This window comes from Enhydrobacter aerosaccus (genome assembly GCF_900167455.1).
Classification (GTDB): domain Bacteria; phylum Pseudomonadota; class Alphaproteobacteria; order Reyranellales; family Reyranellaceae; genus Reyranella; species Reyranella aerosaccus.
Genome location: NZ_FUWJ01000002.1, coordinates 501,887 through 524,899 on the forward strand (window position 1 = coordinate 501,887; position 23,013 = coordinate 524,899).

General features: G+C 66.4%; 20 protein-coding genes. 6 read left to right on the forward strand and 14 right to left on the reverse strand.

Features of this window, described 5'->3' with window-relative positions; genetic code table 11:
* Positions 1-14: 14 nt before the first annotated feature.
* Entirely contained in the window at positions 15-548 is a 534-nt protein-coding gene (locus B5D62_RS11675) for a dihydrofolate reductase family protein (protein WP_085934036.1), read from the reverse strand.
* 122 nt (positions 549-670) lie between these two features.
* Here B5D62_RS11675 and B5D62_RS11680 point away from each other — a divergent pair, with 122 nt between their 5' ends.
* The 3 genes from B5D62_RS11680 to B5D62_RS11690 all read left to right on the forward strand — a co-directional run bounded on the left by B5D62_RS11680 (position 671) and on the right by B5D62_RS11690 (position 2,432).
* A complete protein-coding gene (locus B5D62_RS11680) occupies positions 671-1,048 on the forward strand; it encodes a COG4315 family predicted lipoprotein (RefSeq protein WP_085934037.1) in 378 nt (125 codons plus the stop codon).
* A 77-nt stretch (positions 1,049-1,125) separates the two neighbouring features.
* Positions 1,126-1,632 carry an RNA polymerase sigma factor gene (locus tag B5D62_RS11685; protein ID WP_085934038.1) on the forward strand — a complete coding sequence of 169 codons (507 nt, stop codon included), beginning with the start codon at positions 1,126-1,128 and terminating at the stop codon, positions 1,630-1,632.
* Positions 1,629-2,432 carry an anti-sigma factor family protein gene (locus B5D62_RS11690; RefSeq protein WP_085934039.1) on the forward strand — a complete coding sequence of 268 codons (804 nt, stop codon included), beginning with the start codon at positions 1,629-1,631 and terminating at the stop codon, positions 2,430-2,432. Before B5D62_RS11685 ends, B5D62_RS11690 begins: the two co-directional genes overlap by 4 nt.
* A 78-nt stretch (positions 2,433-2,510) precedes the next feature.
* On the opposite strand, the gene B5D62_RS11695 is transcribed toward B5D62_RS11690, so the two are convergent.
* The 7 genes from B5D62_RS11695 to mdh all read right to left on the reverse strand — a co-directional run bounded on the left by B5D62_RS11695 (position 2,511) and on the right by mdh (position 11,952).
* A complete protein-coding gene (locus B5D62_RS11695) occupies positions 2,511-2,777 on the reverse strand; it encodes a hypothetical protein (RefSeq protein ID WP_085934040.1) in 267 nt (88 codons plus the stop codon).
* A 136-nt stretch (positions 2,778-2,913) separates the two neighbouring features.
* On the reverse strand, positions 2,914-4,326 hold the full coding sequence (gene lpdA / locus B5D62_RS11700; RefSeq protein ID WP_085934041.1) for a dihydrolipoyl dehydrogenase: 1,413 nt from the start codon (positions 4,324-4,326) through the stop codon (positions 2,914-2,916).
* Positions 4,327-4,451: 125 nt separating this feature from the next.
* On the reverse strand, positions 4,452-5,690 hold the full coding sequence (odhB, locus tag B5D62_RS11705; RefSeq protein WP_085934042.1) for a 2-oxoglutarate dehydrogenase complex dihydrolipoyllysine-residue succinyltransferase: 1,239 nt from the start codon (positions 5,688-5,690) through the stop codon (positions 4,452-4,454).
* A 40-nt stretch (positions 5,691-5,730) separates the two neighbouring features.
* Positions 5,731-8,631 carry a 2-oxoglutarate dehydrogenase E1 component gene (locus B5D62_RS11710; protein WP_085934043.1) on the reverse strand — a complete coding sequence of 967 codons (2,901 nt, stop codon included), beginning with the start codon at positions 8,629-8,631 and terminating at the stop codon, positions 5,731-5,733.
* Between the two features lie 119 nt (positions 8,632-8,750).
* Positions 8,751-9,626 carry a succinate--CoA ligase subunit alpha gene (gene sucD / locus B5D62_RS11715; protein WP_085934044.1) on the reverse strand — a complete coding sequence of 292 codons (876 nt, stop codon included), beginning with the start codon at positions 9,624-9,626 and terminating at the stop codon, positions 8,751-8,753.
* Positions 9,626-10,822: an ADP-forming succinate--CoA ligase subunit beta gene (gene sucC / locus B5D62_RS11720; protein ID WP_085934045.1), complete on the reverse strand. Its 1,197-nt coding sequence runs from the start codon at positions 10,820-10,822 to the stop codon at positions 9,626-9,628. Before sucC ends, sucD begins: the two co-directional genes overlap by 1 nt.
* Positions 10,823-10,986: 164 nt before the next feature.
* Entirely contained in the window at positions 10,987-11,952 is a 966-nt protein-coding gene (gene mdh, locus B5D62_RS11725) for a malate dehydrogenase (protein WP_085934046.1), read from the reverse strand.
* A gap of 232 nt (positions 11,953-12,184) precedes the next feature.
* Here mdh and B5D62_RS11730 point away from each other — a divergent pair, with 232 nt between their 5' ends.
* Positions 12,185-12,634, forward strand: coding sequence for an ester cyclase (locus tag B5D62_RS11730; protein WP_085934731.1), 450 nt, complete (start codon positions 12,185-12,187; stop codon positions 12,632-12,634).
* Positions 12,635-12,685: 51 nt separating this feature from the next.
* On the opposite strand, the gene B5D62_RS11735 is transcribed toward B5D62_RS11730, so the two are convergent.
* From B5D62_RS11735 to zapE, 3 genes are all read right to left on the reverse strand, one after another.
* Entirely contained in the window at positions 12,686-13,546 is an 861-nt protein-coding gene (locus B5D62_RS11735) for an alpha/beta fold hydrolase (RefSeq protein ID WP_085934047.1), read from the reverse strand.
* A gap of 4 nt (positions 13,547-13,550) precedes the next feature.
* On the reverse strand, positions 13,551-14,432 hold the full coding sequence (locus tag B5D62_RS11740) for a dienelactone hydrolase family protein (protein ID WP_085934048.1): 882 nt from the start codon (positions 14,430-14,432) through the stop codon (positions 13,551-13,553).
* Between the two features lie 80 nt (positions 14,433-14,512).
* Entirely contained in the window at positions 14,513-15,670 is a 1,158-nt protein-coding gene (gene zapE / locus B5D62_RS11745) for a cell division protein ZapE (RefSeq protein WP_085934049.1), read from the reverse strand.
* A 50-nt stretch (positions 15,671-15,720) separates the two neighbouring features.
* Between zapE and fmt the strand changes: the two genes are divergently transcribed.
* Positions 15,721-16,695 (forward strand): methionyl-tRNA formyltransferase, encoded by a 975-nt coding sequence (fmt, locus tag B5D62_RS11750; protein WP_085934050.1) that lies wholly within the window; start codon positions 15,721-15,723, stop codon positions 16,693-16,695.
* A gap of 3 nt (positions 16,696-16,698) precedes the next feature.
* A complete protein-coding gene (gene truA / locus B5D62_RS11755; RefSeq protein ID WP_085934051.1) occupies positions 16,699-17,487 on the forward strand; it encodes a tRNA pseudouridine(38-40) synthase TruA in 789 nt (262 codons plus the stop codon).
* On the opposite strand, the gene B5D62_RS11760 is transcribed toward truA, so the two are convergent.
* The 3 genes from B5D62_RS11760 to B5D62_RS11770 form a co-directional block, all read right to left on the reverse strand.
* Entirely contained in the window at positions 17,437-18,021 is a 585-nt protein-coding gene (locus tag B5D62_RS11760; RefSeq protein WP_085934052.1) for a hypothetical protein, read from the reverse strand. The genes truA and B5D62_RS11760 overlap by 51 nt on opposite strands.
* Before the next feature lie 7 nt (positions 18,022-18,028).
* Complete coding sequence (gene dapE, locus B5D62_RS11765; RefSeq protein ID WP_085934053.1) at positions 18,029-19,219, reverse strand: succinyl-diaminopimelate desuccinylase; 1,191 nt, start codon at positions 19,217-19,219, stop codon at positions 18,029-18,031.
* A gap of 110 nt (positions 19,220-19,329) precedes the next feature.
* A complete protein-coding gene (locus B5D62_RS11770; protein WP_085934054.1) occupies positions 19,330-22,986 on the reverse strand; it encodes an AAA family ATPase in 3,657 nt (1,218 codons plus the stop codon).
* Positions 22,987-23,013: the final 27 nt, after the last annotated feature.

The following is a 23,013-nucleotide window of genomic DNA, read 5'->3' on the forward strand; positions in this document are numbered from 1 at the left end:
GACCTTCGACCCGGCTAAGCCGGATGTGCCACCTCATAAACGAGATGCAGCGCCCCACGCGATCGCTGCGTACAGCTCGCCAGACGCAGATGGAGTTCCGGCGTCCCTGGCCGAAACAGAGGGATGCCGTCCCCCAGAACGATCGGGATGAGGGCCATCTCCAGCACGTCAAACCGGCGGGCAGCGATCATCCCCTGGATCACCTGGCTGCCCCCTTCGATCCAGACGCGGCGGCAGCCGCCCTGCTCGAACCCGGCCGCGACAGCGCCGAGATCGCCCGACCGTGCTTCGACGCCCTCCGGCGGGTCGGGCAAGGGCCGATGGGTCATGACGATGGTGCGCTTGCCAGGATAGGGCCAGTCGCCCATCCGGCGAATCGCCTCGTAGGTCTGCCGCCCCATCAGGATGCCGTCGACGCCGGCCAGGAAGGCGCCGATACCGAACTCCTCTGCCGGATAGCCTTCCAACCAGTCGAACGAGCCATCCGGCCGGGCGATCTTGCCGTCCAGGGAAACGGCGATGTGGCAGTGCCATACGGTTCCAGTCATCGGGTCGAACTCTCTCCTCGCCTTCGGCTGTGAGACTTTGGCAATTTAGGCGAAAGGCGTGGGAATAAGTCGTCCTCGCGAGCGTCTCTCTCCTGTCAGCACCCGCACGCAGGAGATACCGCATGAAATTGCTCGTCCTTACCGCCCTCGCCACGACCGTCGCCGCCACCGCGGCCTTCGCCGGCGAACCCGCCGCCACGGCGCCAATGGCCAAAAACGGCATGTTCGTCGACGCCAAGGGCATGACCCTCTACACCTTCGACAAGGATACGGCCGGCAAATCGGTCTGCAACGGTCCCTGCGCCACCAACTGGCCGCCGCTGGCGGTTGCCGACGGCGCCAAGGCCTCCGGCGACTGGTCGATCGTCACCCGAGACGACGGGCTGAAGCAGTGGGCCTACAAAGGCAAGCCGGTCTACGCCTGGAGCAAGGACAGCAAGCCCGGCGATACGACCGGCGATGGCTTCCTGAATGGTGCCTGGCACGTGGCCAAGCCCTGAGCCGCTTCGGGACGCCGGCCGCCCGTCCCCACTCCCTCCGGCCGGCGTCCCTTCTTTTGCCCTAGACTGCCGCCTGCATGGCCGACGCCACAGCCCTTCTCGAGCCGCAGATCCCGGCGCTGCGCCGCTACGCCTATGCCTTGCTGCGCGACCACGATCTCGCCGACGATCTGGTGCAGGACACGCTCGAACGCGCGCTGGCGCGCTGGACGCAGCGCCGCGACGATGGCGACTTGCGCGCCTGGCTGTTCACCATCCAGCGCAACCTCTATGTCAGCGGTGGGCGCCAGCGGCGCCGTCGTGGCCCGGCGATCGGCCTCGACGAGGCGTTGCTGCCCGGCACGGCCCCCAAGCAGGAGGCGGCTCTCGAGGTACACGACGTGCTGGCCGCCCTGGAGCAACTGCCCGAAGAGCAGAAATCACTCCTGCTGCTGGTGGGGGTCGAAGACTTCTCTTACGACGACGCCGCGCGGATCCTGGATCTGCCGATCGGCACCGTCATGTCGCGGCTGTCGCGCGCCCGGCAGCGGCTGCGGTCGATCGTCGAGACCGGCAAGACGACGTTTCTTCGGAGAGTGAAATGACTGGCGACCCTGCCGCTATCGTCGAGGACGATCTGCAGGCCTATGTCGATGGGCGATTGACGGGCGAGCGACTGGCCGCGGTCGAAGCCCATCTTGCACAACATCCCGATCTGCGCGAGCGCCTCGCGATCGAGCAGCGTCAGCGGGCCCAGCTGCGCGGCCAGCTCGAGGCCAAATTCGCCGAACCGATTCCGGCGCGGCTGCGGATCGCGAATATCCGCGCGGCACGCCGCCATCGCTGGCTGCGTGGATTTGGCATCGCCGCGGCAGGGCTGCTGCTGTTCGCGGCCGGCGCCGGCGCGGGCTGGTTCATCGGCCATCGCAGCCCCGATATTGCCGCCGCACCGGCAACATCGGCGGTGGCGCAGAACGCAGCGGTGGCCTACCGCACCTATGTCGTCGAAGTGGCGCATCCGGTCGAGGTCGATGCGCAGCATCAGGCGCATCTGCTGCAATGGCTGTCGCGCCGCCTCGGCAAGCCGCTGGTCGCGCCCGATCTCGCCCCCTTCGGCTATCGTCTGATGGGAGGCCGCCTGTTGCCGGCTGGCAGCGGCGCGGCGGCCCAGCTGATGTACGACGATGCCAGCGGCAAGCGCCTTACCGTGTATGTGCGCGCCGCCGAAGGGAGCGAGACCGCCTTCCGGTTCCAGCACGAGGGTGAGGCCTCGACCTTCGCCTGGATCGACCAGGGCTTCGGCTTCGCCGTCACCGGCATGCTGCCGCGCGAGGAATTGCTGCCCATCGCCGAGGCGGTCTATCACGGCTTCGCAGGCGACGCCGACACGACGAGGAAGAATTAGGCCTGCCGGGGGCGCGCCACTCCAGTGGCGCGTCTTATTTCCTGAGCGCGCCACTGGAGTGGCACGCCCCCAGCGCGATCATTTGTCCGGATCGGTGAGGTCCTCGAACTCGTGCAGATGGCGCGGCGCCCAGCGATGGTTGCGTGCCTTCACGATCCAGCGCGAGAGAAGCGGCCAGCGCCGTCGCGCCGCCTTCACGTAGTGCCGGCCGGCATCGAATTCGGTTGCGAACAGATAGAGCGCGAGGACGAAGAAGATCCAGCCCTGCAGGATCGGCAGCAGGCCGCCGACCACGGACATGATCAGACAGGCGATGATCGCCAGCGCCATCAACGGCTTGCGCATGCGGGCTCCTGGATCGCGTTCATCCCAGCCGAAGCCAATGCCCGCGCGCCGTCAAGGTTCCTCGGCGGCCGAGAGCCATCACATACGAACTTCTGCCGCCGCTCTTGCCCTGCTGTGGACGGAGCGCCCTGTTCGGTCAGAGGTGGATCGGCTTGTCCCAGGCGGCCAGCGCCGCCTCCTTCATCGCCTCGTTGACCGTGGGATGGGCGTGGCAGACGCGGCCGATATCCTCGGCGGAGGCCGAGAACTCCATGGCCAGTGCCGCCTCGGCAATCATGGTGCCGGCCTCGGCGCCGATGATGTGCACGCCCAGCACCTGGTCCGTGGCCTTGTCGGCCAGCACCTTCACGAAGCCCTCGGTGGCGCCGTTGGCGCGGCTGCGCGGATCGGCGGTGAAAGGATACTTGCCGATCTTGTAGGCGATGCCGGCGGCCTTGAGCTGCTCCTCGGTCTTGCCCACCCACGCCACCTCGGGCTGGGTGTAGATGATCGACGGCACCAGGTCCCAGTTCACATGGCCCTTCTGGCCAGCCAGAGTCTCGACACAGGCGACACCGTCTTCGCTCGCTTTGTGCGCAAGCATCGGCCCGTCAATCACGTCGCCGATCGCATAGATGCCGGGAACCGAAGTCTGGAAATGCGCGTCGACCTCGATGCGGCCACGGGCGGTCAGCTTCACGCCGGCCTTGTCGAGGCCAAGTCCTTCGACGCACGGCCGCCGTCCGATCGACACCAGCACGACATCGGCCTCGAGCGTCTCGGCCGCGCCGCCCTTGGCCGGCTCGATCGTCAACGTGACGCCGCTCGCGGTCGTCTCGGCCTTAGTCACCTTGGAACCGAGCTTGAACTTCAGCCCCTGCTTCGCCAGCGCCCGCTGGAAGTGCTTGGTCACCTCGTCGTCGACGCCGGGCACGATGCGGTCGAGGAATTCGACCACCGTCACGTCGGCGCCCAGCCGGCGCCACACCGACCCCAGCTCGAGGCCGATGATGCCGCCGCCCACCACGACCAGGCGCTTCGGCACTTCGCCGAGTTCCAGCGCGCCGGTCGAGGAGACGATCTTCTTCTCGTCGACGGTGACACCCGGCAGCGGCATCACTTCGGAACCGGAGGCGATCAGGACGTTGCGGGTCGACAGCGTCTCGGTCACGGCGCCATCGGCGCCCAGCACGGCGACCGAGCCCGCCTTCTCGATGCGGCCGGTACCGGTGAACCAGGCGATCTTGTTCTTCTTGAACAGGAAGGCGACGCCCTTGGTGGTCGCCTCGACGACATCCGCCTTGCGCTTCATGAGCTGGGCGAAGTCGAGCTTGGGGGGGGCAAGCTGGATGCCATGCACGGCGAGATCGTGCCCGGCCTGTTCGAACAGATGCGAGGATTGCAGCAGGGCCTTGGACGGGATGCAACCCACGTTGAGGCAAGTGCCGCCCAGGGTCGCGCGCTTCTCGATCACCGCGACCTTCATGCCGAGCTGCGCCGCGCGGATCGCCGCCACATAGCCGCCCGGACCGGCACCGATCACGACGAGATCAAAGGTTTCGTTTGCCATGGCGCTACACTGCCTGATCCACTCTCGCTGTCATCCCGAGCGTGGCGAGGGATCTTTCGCCGCGCCCGAACAAGGATCCCTCGCTTCGCTCGGGATGACACCGAGCGCGAGGCAACACAAGTGCCTCAGACCCCGAGCAGCAGCCGCTCGGGATCCTCGATGCATTCCTTCACGCGCACCAGGAACAGCACCGCCTCGCGGCCGTCGATGATGCGATGATCGTATGACAGGGCGAGGTACATCATCGGCCGCACCTTGATCTCGCCGCCGACCACCATTGGCCGCTGCTGGATCTTGTGCATGCCGAGGATGCCGGACTGCGGCGGGTTCAGGATCGGCGTCGACATCAGCGAGCCGTAGACGCCGCCATTGGAGATGGTGAAGGTGCCGCCGGTCAGGTCGGCAATCGACAGCTTGCCGTCGCGTGCCTTGCGGCCGAGATCGGCAATGCCCTTCTCGATCCCGCCGAAGGACAGCGCATCGGCGTCGCGCAGCACCGGCACGACCAAGCCCTGCGGCGTGCCGACGGCAACACCGATATCGTAGTAGTTCTTGTAGACGAGCTCGTCGCCCTCGATCTCAGCATTGACCGCCGGCAGCTCCTTGAGCGCGGCGATGCAGGCCTTCACGAAGAACGACATGAAGCCGAGGCGGGCGCCATGCTTCTTCTCGAAATCGTCCTTCAGCCGCTCGCGCAGCGCCATGACGTTGGTCATGTCCACCTCGTTGAAGGTGGTGAGCATGGCGGCCGTGTTCTGCGCTTCCTTGAGACGATTGGCGATGGTGCGGCGCAGACGCGTCATGCGCACGCGCTCCTCGCGATCGGCGCGCAGGCGCGGACCGGCCGGCACCGCCGGCTTCGCGGCAGGTGCGGCGCTCGGCGCCGAGACGGACTGCAGCGCCGACAGGATGTCGGCCTTGGTGGCGCGGCCTTCCTTGCCGGTTGGCTGGATCGCGGCGGCGAGAATGCCCTTCTCTTCGGCGAGCTTGCGCGCGGCCGGACCCGAGGCCGCGAGGTTGGCGCCTTGGGCTGGCGGCGCCGCGGCGGGTGCCAGAGCGGGCTTCGGCGGCGGGGGAGCGGCAGGTGCGGAAGTCCCGGCCGGCTTCGCAGGCGCGGCACCACCGGCACCAGCCTCGATGTGGCAGAGCACGCCGCCCACCTGGACGGTGGCGCCTTCCGCCACGGCCAGATCGGCCATGGTTCCGGCCACCGTCGCATTGACCTCGACCGTAACCTTGTCGGTCTCCAGCTCGCACAACGGCTGGTCTATCGCCACCGCGTCGCCCGCCTTCACCAGCCACTTGGCGACGGTCGCTTCGGTGACCGATTCACCCAGTGCAGGGACCTTGATTTCGACGGCCATGTCTCTAAACCCTCCTCGCTCGCGGCTCCGCTGTCCGTTTTCAGGACAGCGTGAGCGCCCGATCCACCAGATCGGCCTGTTCCTTGAGATGCGTGCGCAGCGACCCGGTCGCCGGCGACGCGGATTCGGCGCGGCCGATATAGATCGGACGCTTGCTCTTCACATCGATGCCCGACAGCGCCCGCTCGATGCGGCGATCGACGAAGTGCCAGGCGCCCGCGTTCTCGGGCTCCTCCTGGCACCAGACGACCTCGGCGTTCGGATACAGGCTGAGCCGCGTGCCCAGCCGCGTGATCGGAAACGGGTAGAGCTGCTCGATGCGCAGGATGGCGATGTCGTCGATCTTGCGCTTGCGACGCTCGGCGACGAGATCGAAATAGACCTTGCCGCTGCACAGCACGACACGACGCACCTTGGCCGGATCGGTGAGCTGGTCGGTCTCGATCAGGATGCGGCGGAACGATGAGCCCGGCCCGAAGTCGGCCAGTGTCGACACGCACTCCTTGTGTCGCAGCAGCGACTTCGGCGTCATCACGATCAGCGGCTTGCGGAACGGGCGGCGCACCTGCCGACGCAGGGCATGGAAGTAGTTGGCGGGCGTCGTCGGCACGATCACCTGCCAGTTGTCCTCGGCGGAGAGCTGCAGGTAACGTTCGAGGCGCGCCGAGCTGTGCTCGGGTCCCTGCCCCTCGTAGCCGTGCGGCAGCAGCATCACGAGGCCGTCCATGCGCAGCCACTTGCTTTCGCCCGAGCACAGGAACTGGTCGATGATGACCTGCGCGCCGTTGGCGAAGTCGCCGAACTGCGCCTCCCACAAGACCAGCGCATTGGGCTCGGCAGAGGAGTAGCCGTACTCGAAGCCGAGCACGCCGGCCTCGCTCAGCGGGCTGTCGATGACCTCCAAGCGTGCCTGGTCCGGAGCGATGTTGTTGAGCGGCACGTACTTGTTCTCGTTGGCCTGATCGACCAGCACCGAATGGCGCTGCGAGAAGGTGCCGCGGCCGGAATCCTGGCCGCTGAGACGCACCGGCGTGCCTTCCACCAGCAGCGTGCCGAAGGCGAGCGCCTCGCCGGTGGCCCAGTCGATATCCTTGCCGGTATCGATGGTCTTGCGCTTCTCCTGGAGGAGACGCGTGATCTTGCGGTTGAGGTCGAAATTCTTCGGCGGCTCGGAGATGGCGCGGCCCACGGCCAGCAACTTGTCCATATCGACCGCCGTGACGCCCTTGCGGTCCTCTTCGCCCGGCGCGACGGTCAGCCCGGCCCAGCGCCCTTCCAGCCAATCGGCCTTGTTGGGCTTGTACTGGCTGGCCGCTTCCAGCGCCTGGTCGAGCTTCTCGCGCAGCGCCGTGTCCATCGCCGCCACATCGGCCGCGGTGACAACGCCCTCGGCCTCGAGCTGCTCGGCATAGACCTGCTTCACCGTCTTGTGGCCGCCGATCTTCTTGTACATCAGCGGCTGGGTGAACATCGGCTCGTCCGACTCGTTGTGCCCGTAGCGACGGTAGCAGAACATGTCGATGACGATGTCGCGCTTGAAGCGCTGCCGGAACTCGGTGGCGATGCGGCAGGCATGGACGACCGCTTCCGGATGATCGCCATTCACATGCAGGATCGGCGCCTGCACGATCTTGGCGACCTCGGTGCAATAGGGGCCCGAACGCGAGAAAGTCGGCAGCGTCGTGAAGCCGATCTGGTTGTTGACCACCAGATGGATCGTGCCGCCGATGCGATAGCCGCCGAGATCGGAGAGATCGAGGCTCTCCGCCACCAGGCCCTGGCCGGCGAACGCGGCATCGCCATGCATCAGGATCGCCATCACCTGGCTGCGGTCGGTGTCGCCGCGCTGATCCTGCTTGGCGCGCGCCTTGCCGAGCACGACCGGATTCACCGCCTCGAGATGCGATGGGTTCGGCGCCAGCGACAGGTGGATGACATGGCCGTCGAACTCGCGGTCGGCCGAGGCGCCCAGATGATACTTCACGTCACCCGAGCCGCGCATCTCCTCGGGCAGCGAGGGCCGGCCCTGGAACTCGGAGAACAGCGCCGTGTAGCTCTTGTGCATGACATGCACGAGCGTGTTGAGGCGGCCGCGATGGGGCATGCCGATCACGACTTCCTTCACGCCCAGCTGGCCGCCGCGCTTCAGGATCTGCTCGACGCCCGGGATCAGCGATTCGCCGCCATCGAGGCCGAACCGCTTGGTGCCGACGAACTTGATGCCGAGATATTTCTCGAGACCCTCGGCCTCGACGACGCGCTCCATGATGGCGCGCCGGCCTTCCAGCGTGAAGTCGGTGCGGTTCTCGATATGCTCGATGCGCTCCTGGATCCACGCCTTCTGGTCGGGATCGGAGATGTGCATGAACTCGACGCCGATCTTGCCGCAATAGGTCTTGCGCAGCCGGTCCATGATCTGGCGCAGCGTGGCCGAATCGCCCAAGGCCAGCGAGCCGAAGATCAGGATGGGACGGTCCCAGTCGTTCTCGCCAAAGCCGTAGGTGGCCGGGTCGAGCTCGCGATGCGGCGCCTGGCGCACGAGGCCGAGCGGATCCAGATCGGCCTCGAGATGGCCGCGGATACGATAGGCTCGGATCAGCATCAGGGCGCGGGCGGTGTCGTGCGCGGCGGCGCGGATCGCTTCCTCACCCTGGCCGGCAAGCGGCATCGCGACGGCGGCCCCGTTGCCGCCCTTGACGTTACGGTTGGCGGCCGCACGCGGCATCTCGGTATCGGGCACGTCGATGACGCGCGCCCCGTTCGGCGCCCAGCTCGCACCGCGCACCTCGGCCAGCACGTCGCCGCGCTCCTCGGCCAAGGCTTCGAAGAAGGTGCGCCAGTCGGCGTCGACGCGATTCGGATCCTCCAGGAACCGCGCGTAAAGCTCTTCAATGAATGGCGCGTTGGCGCCGAACAGAAAGGATGTCTGCTCTGCCTGCATTGATCTGAACTCCTCTTCCTCCTCTCCCCGAAGAGGAAAGGACGAGTGAGGGGAAACTAAGGCCGAAGCCTCCCCTCACCTGGCCTCTTCCCATCAAGAAGAGAGGAACCTGAAGCGACTCAGCCCTTCATTGCCTTAAGCATTTCCTCGCCCAGGGCGGCCGGCGAATCGGCGACCCTGATGCCAGCCGCGCGCATGGCAGCGACCTTGAACTCGGCCGTGTCGTTGCCGCCCGAAATCACGGCGCCGGCATGACCCATGCGGCGGCCCGGCGGAGCGGTACGGCCGGCAATGAAGCCCACGATCGGCTTCTTGGTCTTGGAAGCCTTGATGAACTCGGCGCCCTTGACCTCGGCGTCACCGCCGATCTCGCCGATCATGATGACGCCCTCGGTCTCGGGGTCGGCCAGCAGCATCTCCAGGCACTCGACGAAGTTGGTGCCGTTGACCGGGTCACCGCCGATGCCGATGCAGGTCGTCTGGCCGAGGCCCGCCGCCGTGGTCTGGGCCACGGCCTCGTAGGTGAGCGTGCCGGAGCGGGAGACGATGCCGATCTTGCCGCGCTTGTGGATGTGGCCCGGCATGATGCCGATCTTGCACTCGCCCGGGGTGATGACACCCGGGCAGTTGGGCCCGATCAGGCGCGACTTGGAGCCGGTCAGCGCCCGCTTCACCTTCACCATGTCGAGCACCGGAATGCCCTCGGTGATGCAGACGATGAGCGGGATTTCCGAGTCGATGGCTTCGAGGATCGAATCGGCCGCGAACGGCGGCGGCACGTAGATCACCGACGCGGTGCAGCCGGTCTTGTCGACCGCCTCGGCCACGGTGTTGAACACCGGCAGGTCGAGATGCGTGGTGCCGCCTTTGCCCGGCGTCACGCCGCCCACCATCTTGGTGCCGTAGGCGATCGCCTGCTCGCTGTGGAAGGTACCCTGGGCGCCGGTGATGCCCTGGCAGATGACTTTCGTGTTCTTGTCGACCAGGACGGCCATTAGTTCGACTCCTTGACCGCCTTGACGATCTTTTCCGCCGCATCGGCGAGATTCTCAGCCGACGTGATCTTGAGCCCGGATTCCTTGAGGATCTTCTTGCCGAGATCGACGTTGGTGCCCTCGAGCCGCACGACCAGCGGCACGTGCAGGTTGACCTCTCGGGCCGCCGCGACCACGCCTTCGGCGATGACGTCGCAGCGCATGATGCCGCCGAAGATGTTGACCAGGATGCCTTCGACGTTGGGATCCTTGAGGATGATCTTGAACGCCGCCGTGACGCGCTCCTTGGTAGCGCCGCCGCCGACATCGAGGAAATTCGCCGGCGCCGAGCCGTAGAGCTTGATGATGTCCATGGTCGCCATGGCAAGGCCGGCACCGTTCACCATGCAGCCGATCTGGCCATCGAGCTTGACGTAGTTCAGCGCGTACTTGGCGGCCTCGGTCTCGGCCGGGTCTTCCTCATCGACATCGCGCAGGTCCTCCAGCTCCTTGTGCCGGTAGAGCGCGTTGTCGTCGAAGTTCATCTTGGCATCGAGGGCGACCACGTCGCCGGCGCCGGTCACGACCAGCGGATTGATCTCGATCAGCGAGCAGTCGAGGTCGACGAAGGCCTTGTACAGGCCGCCCAGCAGGGCGACGAAGTTGTTCACCTGCTTGCCGGTGAGGCCAAGCGCGAAGGCGATCTTGCGGCCCTGATAACCCTGATAGCCGGCGGCCGGATCGATCGCCTGCTTGACGATCTTCTCGGGCGTCTGGTGCGCCACGGTCTCGATGTCCATGCCGCCTTCGGTCGAAGCGACGACGGAGATGCGGCCCACGGCGCGATCGACCAGCAGCGAGATATAGAGCTCGCGCTTGATGTCGCAGCCTTCCTCGATATAGAGGCGCTTCACCGTCTTGCCGACGGGACCAGTCTGCTTGGTGACGAGGTCGTGGCCGAGCATGGCGGCGGCGCTGGCGCCGACCTCCTCGATCGACTTCACGACGCGCACGCCGCCCTTGCCGTTGGGATCGTCCTTGAACTTGCCGGCGCCGCGGCCGCCGGCATGGATCTGCGCCTTCACCACGGTGACGGGGCTGCCCAGTTTGCGGGCAACATCCATCGCCTCGTCCTTGGTATAGGCAACGCCCCCTTTCAGCAGGGGGACGGCGAACTTCGCCAAGAGGGTCTTGGCCTGATATTCATGAATATTCATGGAGTCCTATCGTTCGGGACCGGTGCAAAAAGCGTGCGCAACACTTGAGTTGCAAAACGCTACTCACTCGAACCTGCGGCACTGTATGCGCGCCGCAGGGCCTTTGCAACGATGGACTGATGATCGTTCGGAGTCCGATCAAAAATACGCAGATATACTGCGAATTAGCCGGCGGCGACGATCTTCTTGGTGGCTTCGACCAGCGACTTCACCGCGGCGACCGACTTGTCGAACATCGCCTTCTCATCGGCATTGAACGACACCTCGACGACCTTCTCCACGCCGCCTTTGCCGATCACGACCGGCACGCCGATGTAGAGGCCCTTCACCCCGTACTCGCCATTCAGCAGCGCGGCGCAGGGGATCACGCGCTTCTTGTCCTTCAGGTAGGCCTCGGCCATCGAGATCGCCGACGCGGCCGGCGCGTAGAAGGCCGAACCATTGCCCAGCAGGCCAACGATTTCGGCGCCGCCGTCGCGGGTGCGCTGGACGATCTTGTCGAGCTTCTCCTGGGTGGTCCAACCCATCTTCACCAGATCGGGCAGCGGAATGCCGGCCACCGTCGAGTAGCGGATCAACGGCACCATCGTGTCGCCATGGCCGCCCAGCACGAAGGCGGTGACATCCTGCACCGAGACCTTGAACTCCTCGGCCAGGAACAGGCGGAACCGAGCGGAATCCAGCACGCCCGCCATGCCGACCACGCGGTTGGCCGGGAAGCCCGTGACTTCCTGCATGAGGCCGACCATCGCATCGAGCGGGTTGGTGATGACGATCACAAACGCGTCAGGAGCATTCTCCTTGATGCCCTTGCCGACGGCGTTGATGACCTTGGCGTTGATGCCGACGAGGTCGTCGCGCGTCATGCCGGGCTTGCGCGGCACACCGGCCGTGACGATCACGACGTCGGCGCCAGCGATGTCCTTGTAGTTGGACGAACCCGCATAATTGGCATCGAAACCGGCGACCGGGGAAAGCTGGGCGATGTCGAGCGCCTTGCCCTTGGCCGTCCCTTCGGCCTGGGGAATGTCGAACAGCACGATGTCGCCGAGGTCTTTCTGGCCGGCGAGCAAAGCGAGAGTGCCGCCAATTTGTCCCGCGCCGATCAGCGCGATCTTCTTGCGAGCCATGCGAAGTTCTCCAATTCGTGAAGGCGGCGCGTGGTAGCGCGATTCCGCCGAAGCGGCAAGGCGGCCGCCTTTCCCGGGCCGATCCGCGAGAGCCGATTATCGGGACACCGAATACGAGGACTGGCGCGGATATTTCCCCGACCTGGCGCCGTCTATGTCATACGCCTGGCCCGACGGACCTGTTGCCGGTCGCGGGCTGGCCCAAGACGGCAACATCGCGAAGGAAATCATCATGTCCAAGGAACAGGACAACAAGGCCGTGGTCGGTCGCTGGTTCACGGAATTCTGGGGCAATCCCTGGAATCCGAACATCGTCGAGGAACTCGGCGCACCCGATATCCTGTTGCAGTACTCGCTGCATGCGCCGCGGCGAGGACGGGAAGATGTGAAGCAGTTCATGATCGGCTTCCGCGAAGCCTTTCCGGATCTGGGCTTCGAGGGCGCAGCGGATCTCATCGCCGAAGGAGACTATGTGGTCGGCCGCTGGCAAGGCGGCGGCACGCACACCGGGCCGGCCTTCAGCGATTTCCTTTTCGGGTCGCTGCCCGCCCGGTCCGGTCGGAAGATGTCCTTCACCGGCACCACGGTGCTGCGCGTCGCGAACGGCCTGATCGCCGAGGAGATCGGCCTCGACGATGGCGTGACGGCACTCCAGCAGCTTGGCCTCATGAAGGCGGCCTGAGCGACCGCCAGCACCGTCGCCTCCTCCATCGCACCGGCCGGTGGAGGAGGATCAGATCGGATGCCGCTTGAAATGCTGCAGCATCAGATCCGTGGCCCGGGCGGCGGCCTGATCCATGACGAAATGGCCGACGCCCGGCAGGACTTCCATCGCATAAGCGGCGCTGACGAACTCCCGAGTGCCATGAGCGGCATCGGGACCGACCGTGGCATCGGCATCACCCCAGACATAGAGCGTCGGCACCCGGATCACGCCGATATCGGCCGCCAATCCCTTGTTCGAACGATACCAGGCAAGCGCCGCCTCGAGTGCGTCGGGATGGCCCAGGACGCCCAGATGCTCCTCGATGGCCGCGTCGGGCACGCCTTGCGAGGCGAGGTTGCGACGGAGGCGGCGCGCACCGTCTTCGAGCAACATGGGTCCGGTCTGCGGTTCGAGGAACTTGCGATGGTGTCGAGAGCGATGCTTCTGGTCGCCGTCCTCTTTCAGAAGCGCCCGTCGGAACGACGAGGGATGCGGCCGCGACAGGATGGTGAGCGAGGCGAGCCGATCCGGATGCCGACCGGCCACACCCCAGGCGACCTGTCCGCCCCAGTCATGACCGACGAGATGGAATCGGCGGCCGGCCGCGCCGGACGCATCGGCAATATCGATGGCATCGCCGATCAGCTTGTCGAACGCATAGTTCGCCAGATCCGCTGGGTCCGGTCGGGCCCCTGGCGAATAGCCACGCTGATCGGGCGCAATCGCCCGATAACCGGCCTGCGCCAAGGCCGGTAGCGCTGCCTGCCAGCTATGCCGGGACTCCGGAAAGCCGTGAAGCAGGAGAACAAGATCGCCGCCGGCAGGGCCAGCGGAGTCGATCGTGAAAGTGAGCCCTGAACGGGTCTTGAGGTCGAGCGTTTCCACCATCCACTCAGGTTACACCGTTCGCCTTGAACCAGGCGAGGCAGCGCTTCCAGCCGTCTTCCGCCGCTTCCTTGCGATAGGACGGCCGGTAGTCTGCGTTGAAAGCGTGCGGTGCATCCGGATAGACGTGGATCTGCGACTTGGCCGCGGCCGGATTCCCGGAATCCTTGAGAGCGGCGCGCATCTTCTCGACCTGTTCCTGCGGGATGCCGGGATCGGCTCCGCCATAGAGGCCGAGAACGGGCCCGTGCAGTTGCTTCACCACATCGGGCGGATTGTTCGGCGTATTCGCTGACGGCTTGTAGCCGAGCGGTCCGTACCAGGCGACCGCGGCCTTGATCGCCGGATTGTGTGCATCGTAGAGCCAGGCAATGCGTCCGCCCCAGCAGAAGCCGGTGATGCCGAGCTTCGTCGCGTCCGCCTTGCCTTCGCCCTTGGCGAAGGCGGCGGTCGAATCGAGGTCGTTCATGACCTGCTCGTCCGGCGTCTGGGACACGAAATCCTTCATCAAGGTCTGGATGTCGCTGACCTTGGTGGCGTCTCCCTTGCGGAAGTAGAGATCCGGCGCGATGGCGTAGTAGCCGACCTTGGCGAAGCGGCGGCAGATGTCGGCGATGTGGGCATGCACGCCGAAGATCTCCTGTACGACCAGGATCGTGCCGAAGCCCGTCCCGGAAGCCGGCATGGCCCGATAGGCCATCATCTCCTTGCCGTCCTTGGTCTTCACCTGCACCGTACCGGCGGCAAGGCCATCCGAAGGCGTGACGATCATGGTCTGTGCCTGGATGGGCTGGGCCGCGAGGGCGAACGTGGTGCCCAACGCCGCTGAGCCGAGCAGGGCGCGGCGCCGCGAGACGATTTGGTCGAACGAGATGTTGTCGCCGTCCATATCAAAGCCTCCTCGGATTGATCCCGCGACGGTATCGCGCGCCAGCCGGCGACGTCGATCACAATCCGGCGAGGTGACAACTACTCGATATGCTCCAGGGCGAGATATTCGGGACTCTGCATTTCCATCAATCGCGACACGGTACGCTGGAACTCGAACGCGCCATCGCCCTCGACGTAGAGCTTGTCCGGCGCCGCCGCCGCCGAGCAGATGAACTTCACCTTCCGCTCGTAGAACGAGTCGATCATGGTGACGAAGCGCGCCGCCTTGTCCCGATTGTCCGGCCCCATCTTCGGGATTTCAGCCAGGATCACGGTATGGAAATGATCGGCGATGCAGAGGAAATCGGCGGCACCCATCGGCTTGGCGCACCAGTCGATATAGTGCGCCATGGCGACGCCCGGCGCGGCACGCGGCACCTCGACATCCCGCCCCTGCGTGCGCAATACGCGCGGCTCGCCATCGGCACCGCCGGTGAGGGTGCGAAAGGCCTCGTCGAGCTTCTTGGTCGCCCAGGCACCCAGCGGCGTCAGATAGAGATCGAGATTGCGCATGCGGCCCATGCGGTAATCCTGGGCGCCGCCCAGTTCCAGGATCTCGAGCCGCTTCTTGATCAGCTCGATGAACGGCAGGAAGCGGTCCCGCTGCAGCCCGTTCTTGTAGAGATCGTCCGGTGCCCGGTTCGAGGTTGCGATCACCGTCACGCCCGCGTCGAGCAGCGTCTCGAAGAAGCGACCGAGGATCATCGCGTCGGCGATGTTGGTGACCTGGAATTCGTCGAAACAGAGCAAGCGCGTTTCGCGTGCGATCTCCCGGGCGATCGGAACGATCGTATCCGACTCCGGCGGTGCGCCCTTGGCGGCCAGTTCCTCGCGTCGCCGATGCAGCCGCTCGTGGACCTCGAGCATGAATTCATGGAAATGGACGCGCCGCTTCTGCGCGACCGGCGCATCGGCGAAGAAGAGATCCATCAACATCGACTTGCCGCGGCCGACCGGGCCCCAGATGTAGAGCCCGTGCGGTCCGCTTGCCGGCTTTTCCGTGCGGCCGAAGCCGAGTCGCGCGAGGAAGCCGGTCCGGGCTGCTGGCGCGGACACCGCCCCGAGCTGGTCGTAGATGGCCTGCAGACGCTGAACGACGCGTTCCTGGACAGGATCGGCATGGACCTGCCCCGCGGCGCGGCGGGCGGCAAGGTTGGCGGCAGGTCCCTTGCCGGTCGTGGGGATATCTGACTCCATTGCGGGCGATACCTAGCTCACCCGAGCGCGCCTGCCTATAAGATGCGGCAATGAAGATCGCGTTTCTCGGTACGTCAGCTTTCGCCGTTCCCGCCTTGAAGGCCCTGGTCGAGGCCGGCCATGAGGTGGTGGCGGTCTATACGCGCGCGCCCAAACCGGCCGGGCGGGGCCAGCAGGAGCGGAAGACGCCCGTGCATCAGACGGCCGACGCGCTGGGCCTGCCCGTTCGCACCCCCAAAAGCCTGCGCAACGAGGAGGAGGCTGCGGCGTTCAAGGCGCTCGATCTCGATGCCGCCGTGGTGGTCTCCTACGGCCACATCCTGCCGAAGAGCTTTCTCGAAGCACCGGTGCTGGGCTGCATCAACATCCACGGCTCGCTCCTGCCGCGCTGGCGCGGGGCGGCACCGATCCATCGCGCGCTGCTGGCCGGCGACCCCGAGACCGGTGTCACGACCATGCGCATGGATGAGGGACTCGATACCGGGCCGATGCTGCTGGCCGAGCGCACGCCGATTTCCGCCGCCGACACGGCGCAGACCGTGCACGATCGCCTGGCCGAGATGGGGGCGACGCTGATCGTCTCCACGCTCGATGGCCTCATGCGCAAGACGCTCGAGCCGGTACCGCAGCCTGAGGAAGGCGTTACCTACGCCCACAAGCTCGGCAAGGAAGAAGGCCTGCTCGATTGGCGGCGGCCGGCAGCGGAGCTCGAACGCAAGGTGCGGGCCTTCCATCCCTGGCCGGGCACGTTCTTCGACGCCCCAAAAGAAGGCGGACTGGAGCGGATCAAGGTTCTCGAAGCCGGCCTGGCCCTGGCCGCCGGTGCAGCCGGCACGCTTATCGTCGGCCGCGATGGATTTCCGGTCGTCGCCTGCGCCAGCGGTGGCCTGCGCCTGCTGAGGCTGCAGCGTCCCGGCAAGGCGGCGCAAGCGGCGGACGCTTTCCTGCGCGGCTTCGCGCTGCCCGCGGGCACGGTCCTTCCCTCACCGACCGTCGTGCCGTTCCCGCAGACAAAGCCCGGCTGATCCGTGCCGCGTTACAAGATCACTGTCGAGTATGACGGCGGATCGTTCGTCGGCTGGCAGCGCCAGGACACCGGCCCCTCGATCCAGGCCGCTCTTGAAGACGCCGTCTTTGCCTTCACCGGCGAGCGGGTGCACGTGCAGGGAGCCGGACGCACCGACGCCGGAGTCCACGCCCGCGGGCAGGTGGCGCATTTCGACCTCGTCAAGCCGCAGCCGACGGAAAGCATCCGCGGCGCGCTCTGCTTCCATCTGCGTCCTCATCCGATCGTCGTGCCGACAGCCGAGATCGCCGCGCCGGATTTCCATGCCCGCTTCTCGGCAACCTATCGCCGCTACCGTTACCGTATCCTCAATCGGCGCTCGCCGGCGGCACTCGATCGCGGACAGGTGTGGCATGTCCCGGTTCCGCTCGACGCCGACAGCATGGCGGCAGCGGCGGCGGTCCTGGTCGGGCGTCACGACTTCAACAGCTTCCGGTCGATCAATTGCCAGGCAGCTTCGTCGATCAAGACGCTCGACATGCTGAGCGTCCGGCGCGACGGTGAAGAGATCGCGATCGATGTCGGTGCGCGTTCGTTCCTGCACAACCAGGTGCGCATCCTGGTCGGTACGCTGCAGTTGGTCGGCCGCGGCCAGTGGAGCAAACGCGACGTCGAGGAAGCGCTGCGGGCGTGCGACCGCACACGTGCCGGTCCCACCGCGCCGCCGGTCGGCTTGTGCCTGATGGAAGTGCGCTACGGCCTAGCTGCCGACGACCGTCGAAACGCCGAGGACCTGGTTGACGATGAGTGACAGGAACAGTGACGGCACCCAGTTCACGATCAGCAGCAGACCGGCGACGAGCCAGTTGACACCCAGCACCATGCGCGTGGTCGTCGCGATCCAGTAGAAGAGCAACGCCTGCAGCGCGATATCGAAGATCATCGGAAAGGGCATCGGCGTCACGTTGGCGACCAGCGCATCGGCAAGCAGCAGCCCCATGGCCGGCAGGCTGATCCAGTTCAAGGCACCGATATAGCGCGGGTAACGATCGAGCCATCTCCGGTGGCGTGCGATCTCGTAGAACAGCACCGGATACAGCAGCCAATCCACGAGGTAGCGCAGCGCCTCCACCAGCGCGATGTCGATCTCGTCCGCGGCTACGTAGAGGCCCGAATAGGAGATGATGACGTAGAGGGCATAGAGCGGTGCGACCAGCACCATGACCCAGAATGAACGCAAGCAGGCCTGGACGCTGTTCTCGAAATAGAACGGCGCCGAGGGATCGCGCTGCAGGAACCGAAGCGCGCCCTGCGTGCCGCGGCCGATTTCACCACTCGTCAACACGATGCAGTCAGGACCCGAAGTAGCGGTCGAGAACCGTCTCGTAGACACGCGACAGCGTCTTGAGATCGGAGATGGCGCTCTTTTCATCGACCTTGTGCATGGTCTCTCCGACCAGACCGAATTCCAGTACCGGACAGTAGGCGCTGATGAACCGTGCATCGGAGGTGCCGCCGGTCGTCGACAACTCCGGGTCGATCCCGGCGACGTCGCGGACGGCACCGGCCACGAGATCGACGAGCGCGCCCGGCGGCGTGTAGAACGACTCTCCCGAGACCTCGACATTGCGGTACTCGACAACGCCGTTGCCACCAACGGCCGCACTGGCCTGCTCGATCCGCTCCTTGAGATGGGCAAGCAGGGTCTTCGACGTCCAAAGATCGTTGAAGCGCGTATTGAAGCGCGCCGTCACGGTTCCAGGGGCGATGTTGGTCGCCTTGTTGCCGACATCGATGGTCGTGAACTGCAGCGAGGTCGGCTGGAAGTGCGTGCTGCCCTTGTCGATCGGCTCGCGCACCAGAGCTTCGACGATGGCCGACAGACGGTGGATGGGATTGTCCAGACGCTCCGGGTAGCCGACATGGCCCTGGATGCCGCGCACCACGAGGTCGACGGTCATGCTGCCGCGACGGCCGATCTTCATCATGTCGCCGAAGCGCTTGGAACTGGTCGGTTCGCCGACAATGCAGGCATCGATCGTCTCGCCGCGTTCGGCCAGCCGCTTCAGCATCTTCACGGTCCCGTTGACGGCCGGACCTTCCTCGTCGCCCGTGATCAGCAGGCTGATGGAGCCGCCGAAGTCGCGGCCGCGCCGGGCCGTGAAACGGGCCGCCGCTTCGGTGAAGGCGGCGATCGCGCCCTTCATGTCGGCAGCCCCTCGGCCAAATACATAGCCGGCCGACAATTCGGCCGAGAACGGCCCGATGGTCCAGGAGGAGAGATCGCCCACGGGCACGACGTCGGAATGGCCGGCGAAGCAGAAATGCTTCCCGCCGGTGCCGATGCGCGCGTAGAGGTTGGCGACGTCGTCGGTGCCAGTCTGGGTGAAATCCATGCGCTCGCAGCGGAACCCGAGCGGCGTCAAGGTCCGCTCGAGGAGCTGCAAGGCGCCGGCCTCGCGCGGCGTCACGCTCTCGCAGCGCACCAGGGCACGCGTCAGTTCGACCACGTCGGTGACGGAAGGAACCACTGTGTCGGGCATGGGCGGACACTACATCCGCCACCCTCCAAAGAGAAGGGCGCCGGCTTGCCATAGCCGGCGCCCAGTCGATTTGAGAGGAAGAACTGTCTTGTTGTTACTGAAGCTCTTGGTCAGGCCACCATCCTGTCGGCTTCCATCAGGTTGACCGAGACGAGCTGCGACACACCGCGCTCGGCCATGGTGACGCCGTACAGTCGGTCCATCCGCGCCATCGTGACGCGGTGATGGGTAATGATCAGGAAGCGCGTGTCGGTACGACCCGCGATTTCCTGAACCAGCGCGCAGAAGCGCTCCACGTTCAGATCGTCCAGCGGCGCGTCCACCTCGTCCAGCACGCAGATCGGCGCCGGATTGGTCATGAACACCGCGAACAGAAGCGACAGCGCCGTCAAGGCCTGCTCACCACCCGAGAGCAGCGACATGACCTGCAGCTTCTTGCCCGGCGGGCTGGCATGGATCTCGAGCCCGGCCTCGAGCGGATCTTCCGATTCGGTGAGACGGAGCTCAGCCTTGCCGCCGCCGAACAGCTTGGTGAAGAGCTGCTGGAAGTGGGTGCTCACCTGCTCGAAGGCGGCCACGAAGCGCTCGCGCCCTTCCCGGTTCAGGCTCTGGATGCCCTGGCGCAGGCGACCGATGGCGGCGATCAGGTCGTCGCGCTCCGTCGTCATGCCGGTGATCTGCTGCTCGAGCTCGTTCGCCTCTTCCTCGGCGCGCAGATTGACCGCGCCCATCGTCTCACGCTCGTGCGTCAGCCGTTCGAGCCGGTGTTCGGCCTTCTCGAGTTCCGGCAGCTCCTCGAGCGACTGCACTTCGGCAAGCGCCAGCACATCGCTGATCTCGCAGCGGAGCCGCTCGATGATGCGATCGACCACCATCTCGCGGTCCTTGGTGGCCTGCTCGACCTGGCCTTCGCGCCGCACGCGGTTCTCGCGCGCCGTGGAGAGTTCGGCCTCGGCCTGGCGCAGCGCCTTGTCGGCTTCGCTCAACCGGGTCTCGCCGATGGCAAGGCGGTCCGCCGCCTCCTGGCGGTTCTGTTCGGCCTTGGCGATCTCCTCACCGAGCGTGGCCTGCTTGGCTTCGATCTCGGCCGGCTTGGCCTCGAGCTCCGAGATCGTCGCCGCGATCTGCTCGCGGCGCGCGTCGAGTTCGCCGATCTGGCCGTCGGCATCGCCCAGACGCTTGCTCCAGCTCTCGTGGTCCTGCGCGATCTGGGCCAGTCGCTCGGTGCGCATGGCCGATTCACGCGCCAGACGATCGCAAGTGCCTTCCGCCTCGACGAGCTGCGCCCGCAGTTCGGCGATGCGCGCCCGCAACGTGCCGGCGGTGACCCGATCGGCCTGTGTGTCGGAGATCGCCGACAGGCGCGCCTGACGGAAAGTCCGGCGCATCTCGGCATCCGCCATGTCGCCGGCGATTTCCGCCACCACCCGTTCGATACCGGCCAAGCGGGTCGTCAGCTGATCGGTGCGGCGCGCGATCTCGGCATGGCGGTCGCGGGCCTGCATGGCCATCCGCTCGGCCGCGGCGATGGCACTCTGCCCGGCACGCTCCGCTTCCCGGGTCGCCTCGCCCGCCTCCTGCGCCTTGCGGCGGGAGGCTTCGGCGATGCGGCGTTCATGCAGACGAGCCTGCTCGACGCAGGTCTTTTCCGCGGTACGCGCGGCAGCGAGCCAAGTGGCCTCGGCATCCACGCGGGCCTGTTGAGCCGCCTGCTCTTCCGCCACGCCGTCGATCTGGCGGCGGATCTCGGCCAGCCGATTGCGCTGGCTCAACCGAACGGCCGCCGGCGAGGGCGCGCCGGCGCGCATCGTGTAGCCGTCCCAGCGCCAGACCGCGCCTTCGCGGGTGACGAGTTGCTGGCCGGGCTTCAGATCCTTCTGCAATGCCTCGCCAACGGCATCGTCCTCGACCAGGCCGATGAAAGCGAGCCGCCGCTCGAGTTCGGGCAGCGCCTGCACATGCTGCGCCAGCGGCGTGACGCCCTCCGGCAGCGACGGCGTCTCGGCCAGTGGCCCCAGCGGCAACCAGTGCACCGGTGCGCCGCGATCGGAGGAGGCTTCCAGTTCCTCGCCGAAAGCCGCGCCCAGCGCCTTCTCGAAGCCCGGTTCCACGGTCAGTGCATCGAGCAGCGGCGGCCACAGCGAATCGGCCGCCGACTTCAGCGCCGCCGCGACACCCGCCTCTTCGGCACGCAACTTGGTCAGCCGCGCATTGGCTTTCTGCAGAAGCTCGTTGGCCGCCGCATAGCTCTGCTCCGCCGCCTGCCGTTCGGCGGCGCGGGCCTGCTCCATGTCGATGCGCTCGGCTTCGGCCTTCGCGACAGCGGCACGGGCCGCGTCCGATTCATAGCGCTCGGCTTCCCGGGCGCTTTCGATCTTCTCGGCACTGCCGAGGCGCGTCTCCTCGAGCGCAAGGCGAGCGGCTTCGAGGGCTGCCTCGACCTCGGACAAGGCCGGCAGGTTCCGCAGCTCGTTCTCGATCTGCTGCTGCTGACCGGCCACTTCGGCGCGCCGCGCCTCCAGTCGGCGCAGCCGTTCCTGAACTTCGGCGATCTCGCGGCTCACGCTGCTGCGCAGCGCCTCGTCGTCCGCGATCTGGCGCGTCAGGCGATCGTGCTCGGCCTCGGTGGCAGCGGTCGCCGACCGCGCTTCGTCACGTGCCTGCTCGGCGGCCTCGGCGCGATCCTCCTCGCCCACCCGCTCCTGTTCGAGTCGCTCCCGCTGCGCATCGAGATCGGCGATCGCCCTCTCGGCATCGCCCTTGCGGCCCCGCTCGCGTCCCAGATCCGACTCGGTCTGCTGCAGCCGGGTCTCGGCTTCCTGCTGTGCCGAAGCGACACGTTCGGCTTCGGCAGCCAAGGCATCGTGCGCCACGCGCAGGCGCTGAAGGGCGGCCGCCGCAGCAGCTTCCTCGTTGCGCAACGGTGGCAGCGCAGTCGCTGCTTCCGCCTGCGCCGTCGTGGCAAGGCCCACCAGCCGGGTCAGATCGGCGACCTGGGCCTCGGCTTCCTTCAGCCGTTCCCCTGCCTCGGCCAGCTCACGCTCGGCGGCGGCCAGCTTGAGGGCCAGCACGGCCGCCTCGGCGCGACGGATATGGTCGCTGAGGTTGCGATAGCGGCTGGCCTGGCGCGCCTGTCGCTTCAATCCCTTGTGCTGCTCCTCGAGCGCCACCAGCACGTCCTGCACCCGGGCGAGATTCTGCTCGGCGGCCCGCAGCCGCAGCTCGGCTTCATGACGGCGCGCATAGAGGCCCGTGATGCCGGCGGCCTCGTCGATGATGGTGCGCCGATCGGCCGGCTTGGCATTGATGAGGGTGCCGATGCGGCCCTGGCTCACCAGCGCCGTCGACCGCGAGCCGGTGGCGGCGTCGGCGAACAGGGTCTGGACGTCGCGGGCGCGGATGTCGCGACCGTTTACCGAATAGGACGAACCGTGGCCGCGCTCGATGCGCCGCACCACATCGAGCTGATCGGCATCGTTCACCATCGCCGGCGCGGTGCGGGTCCGGTTGTCGAGCGACAGCATCACCTCGGCGATGTTGCGCGCCGGCCGAGTGCCGGCGCCGGCGAAGATCACGTCCTCCATCTCGCTGCCGCGCATCTGCTTGGCCGAGGTTTCACCCATGACCCATTTCAGCGCCTCGACGAGATTCGACTTGCCGCAGCCGTTGGGCCCCACGATGCCGGTCATGCCGGGCTCGATGGCGAGCTCCGTCGGATCGACGAAGGACTTGAAGCCGGAGAGCCGGAGCTTGTCGAAATGGACCATCTACACCACGCCTGTCGGTTAGCCGGT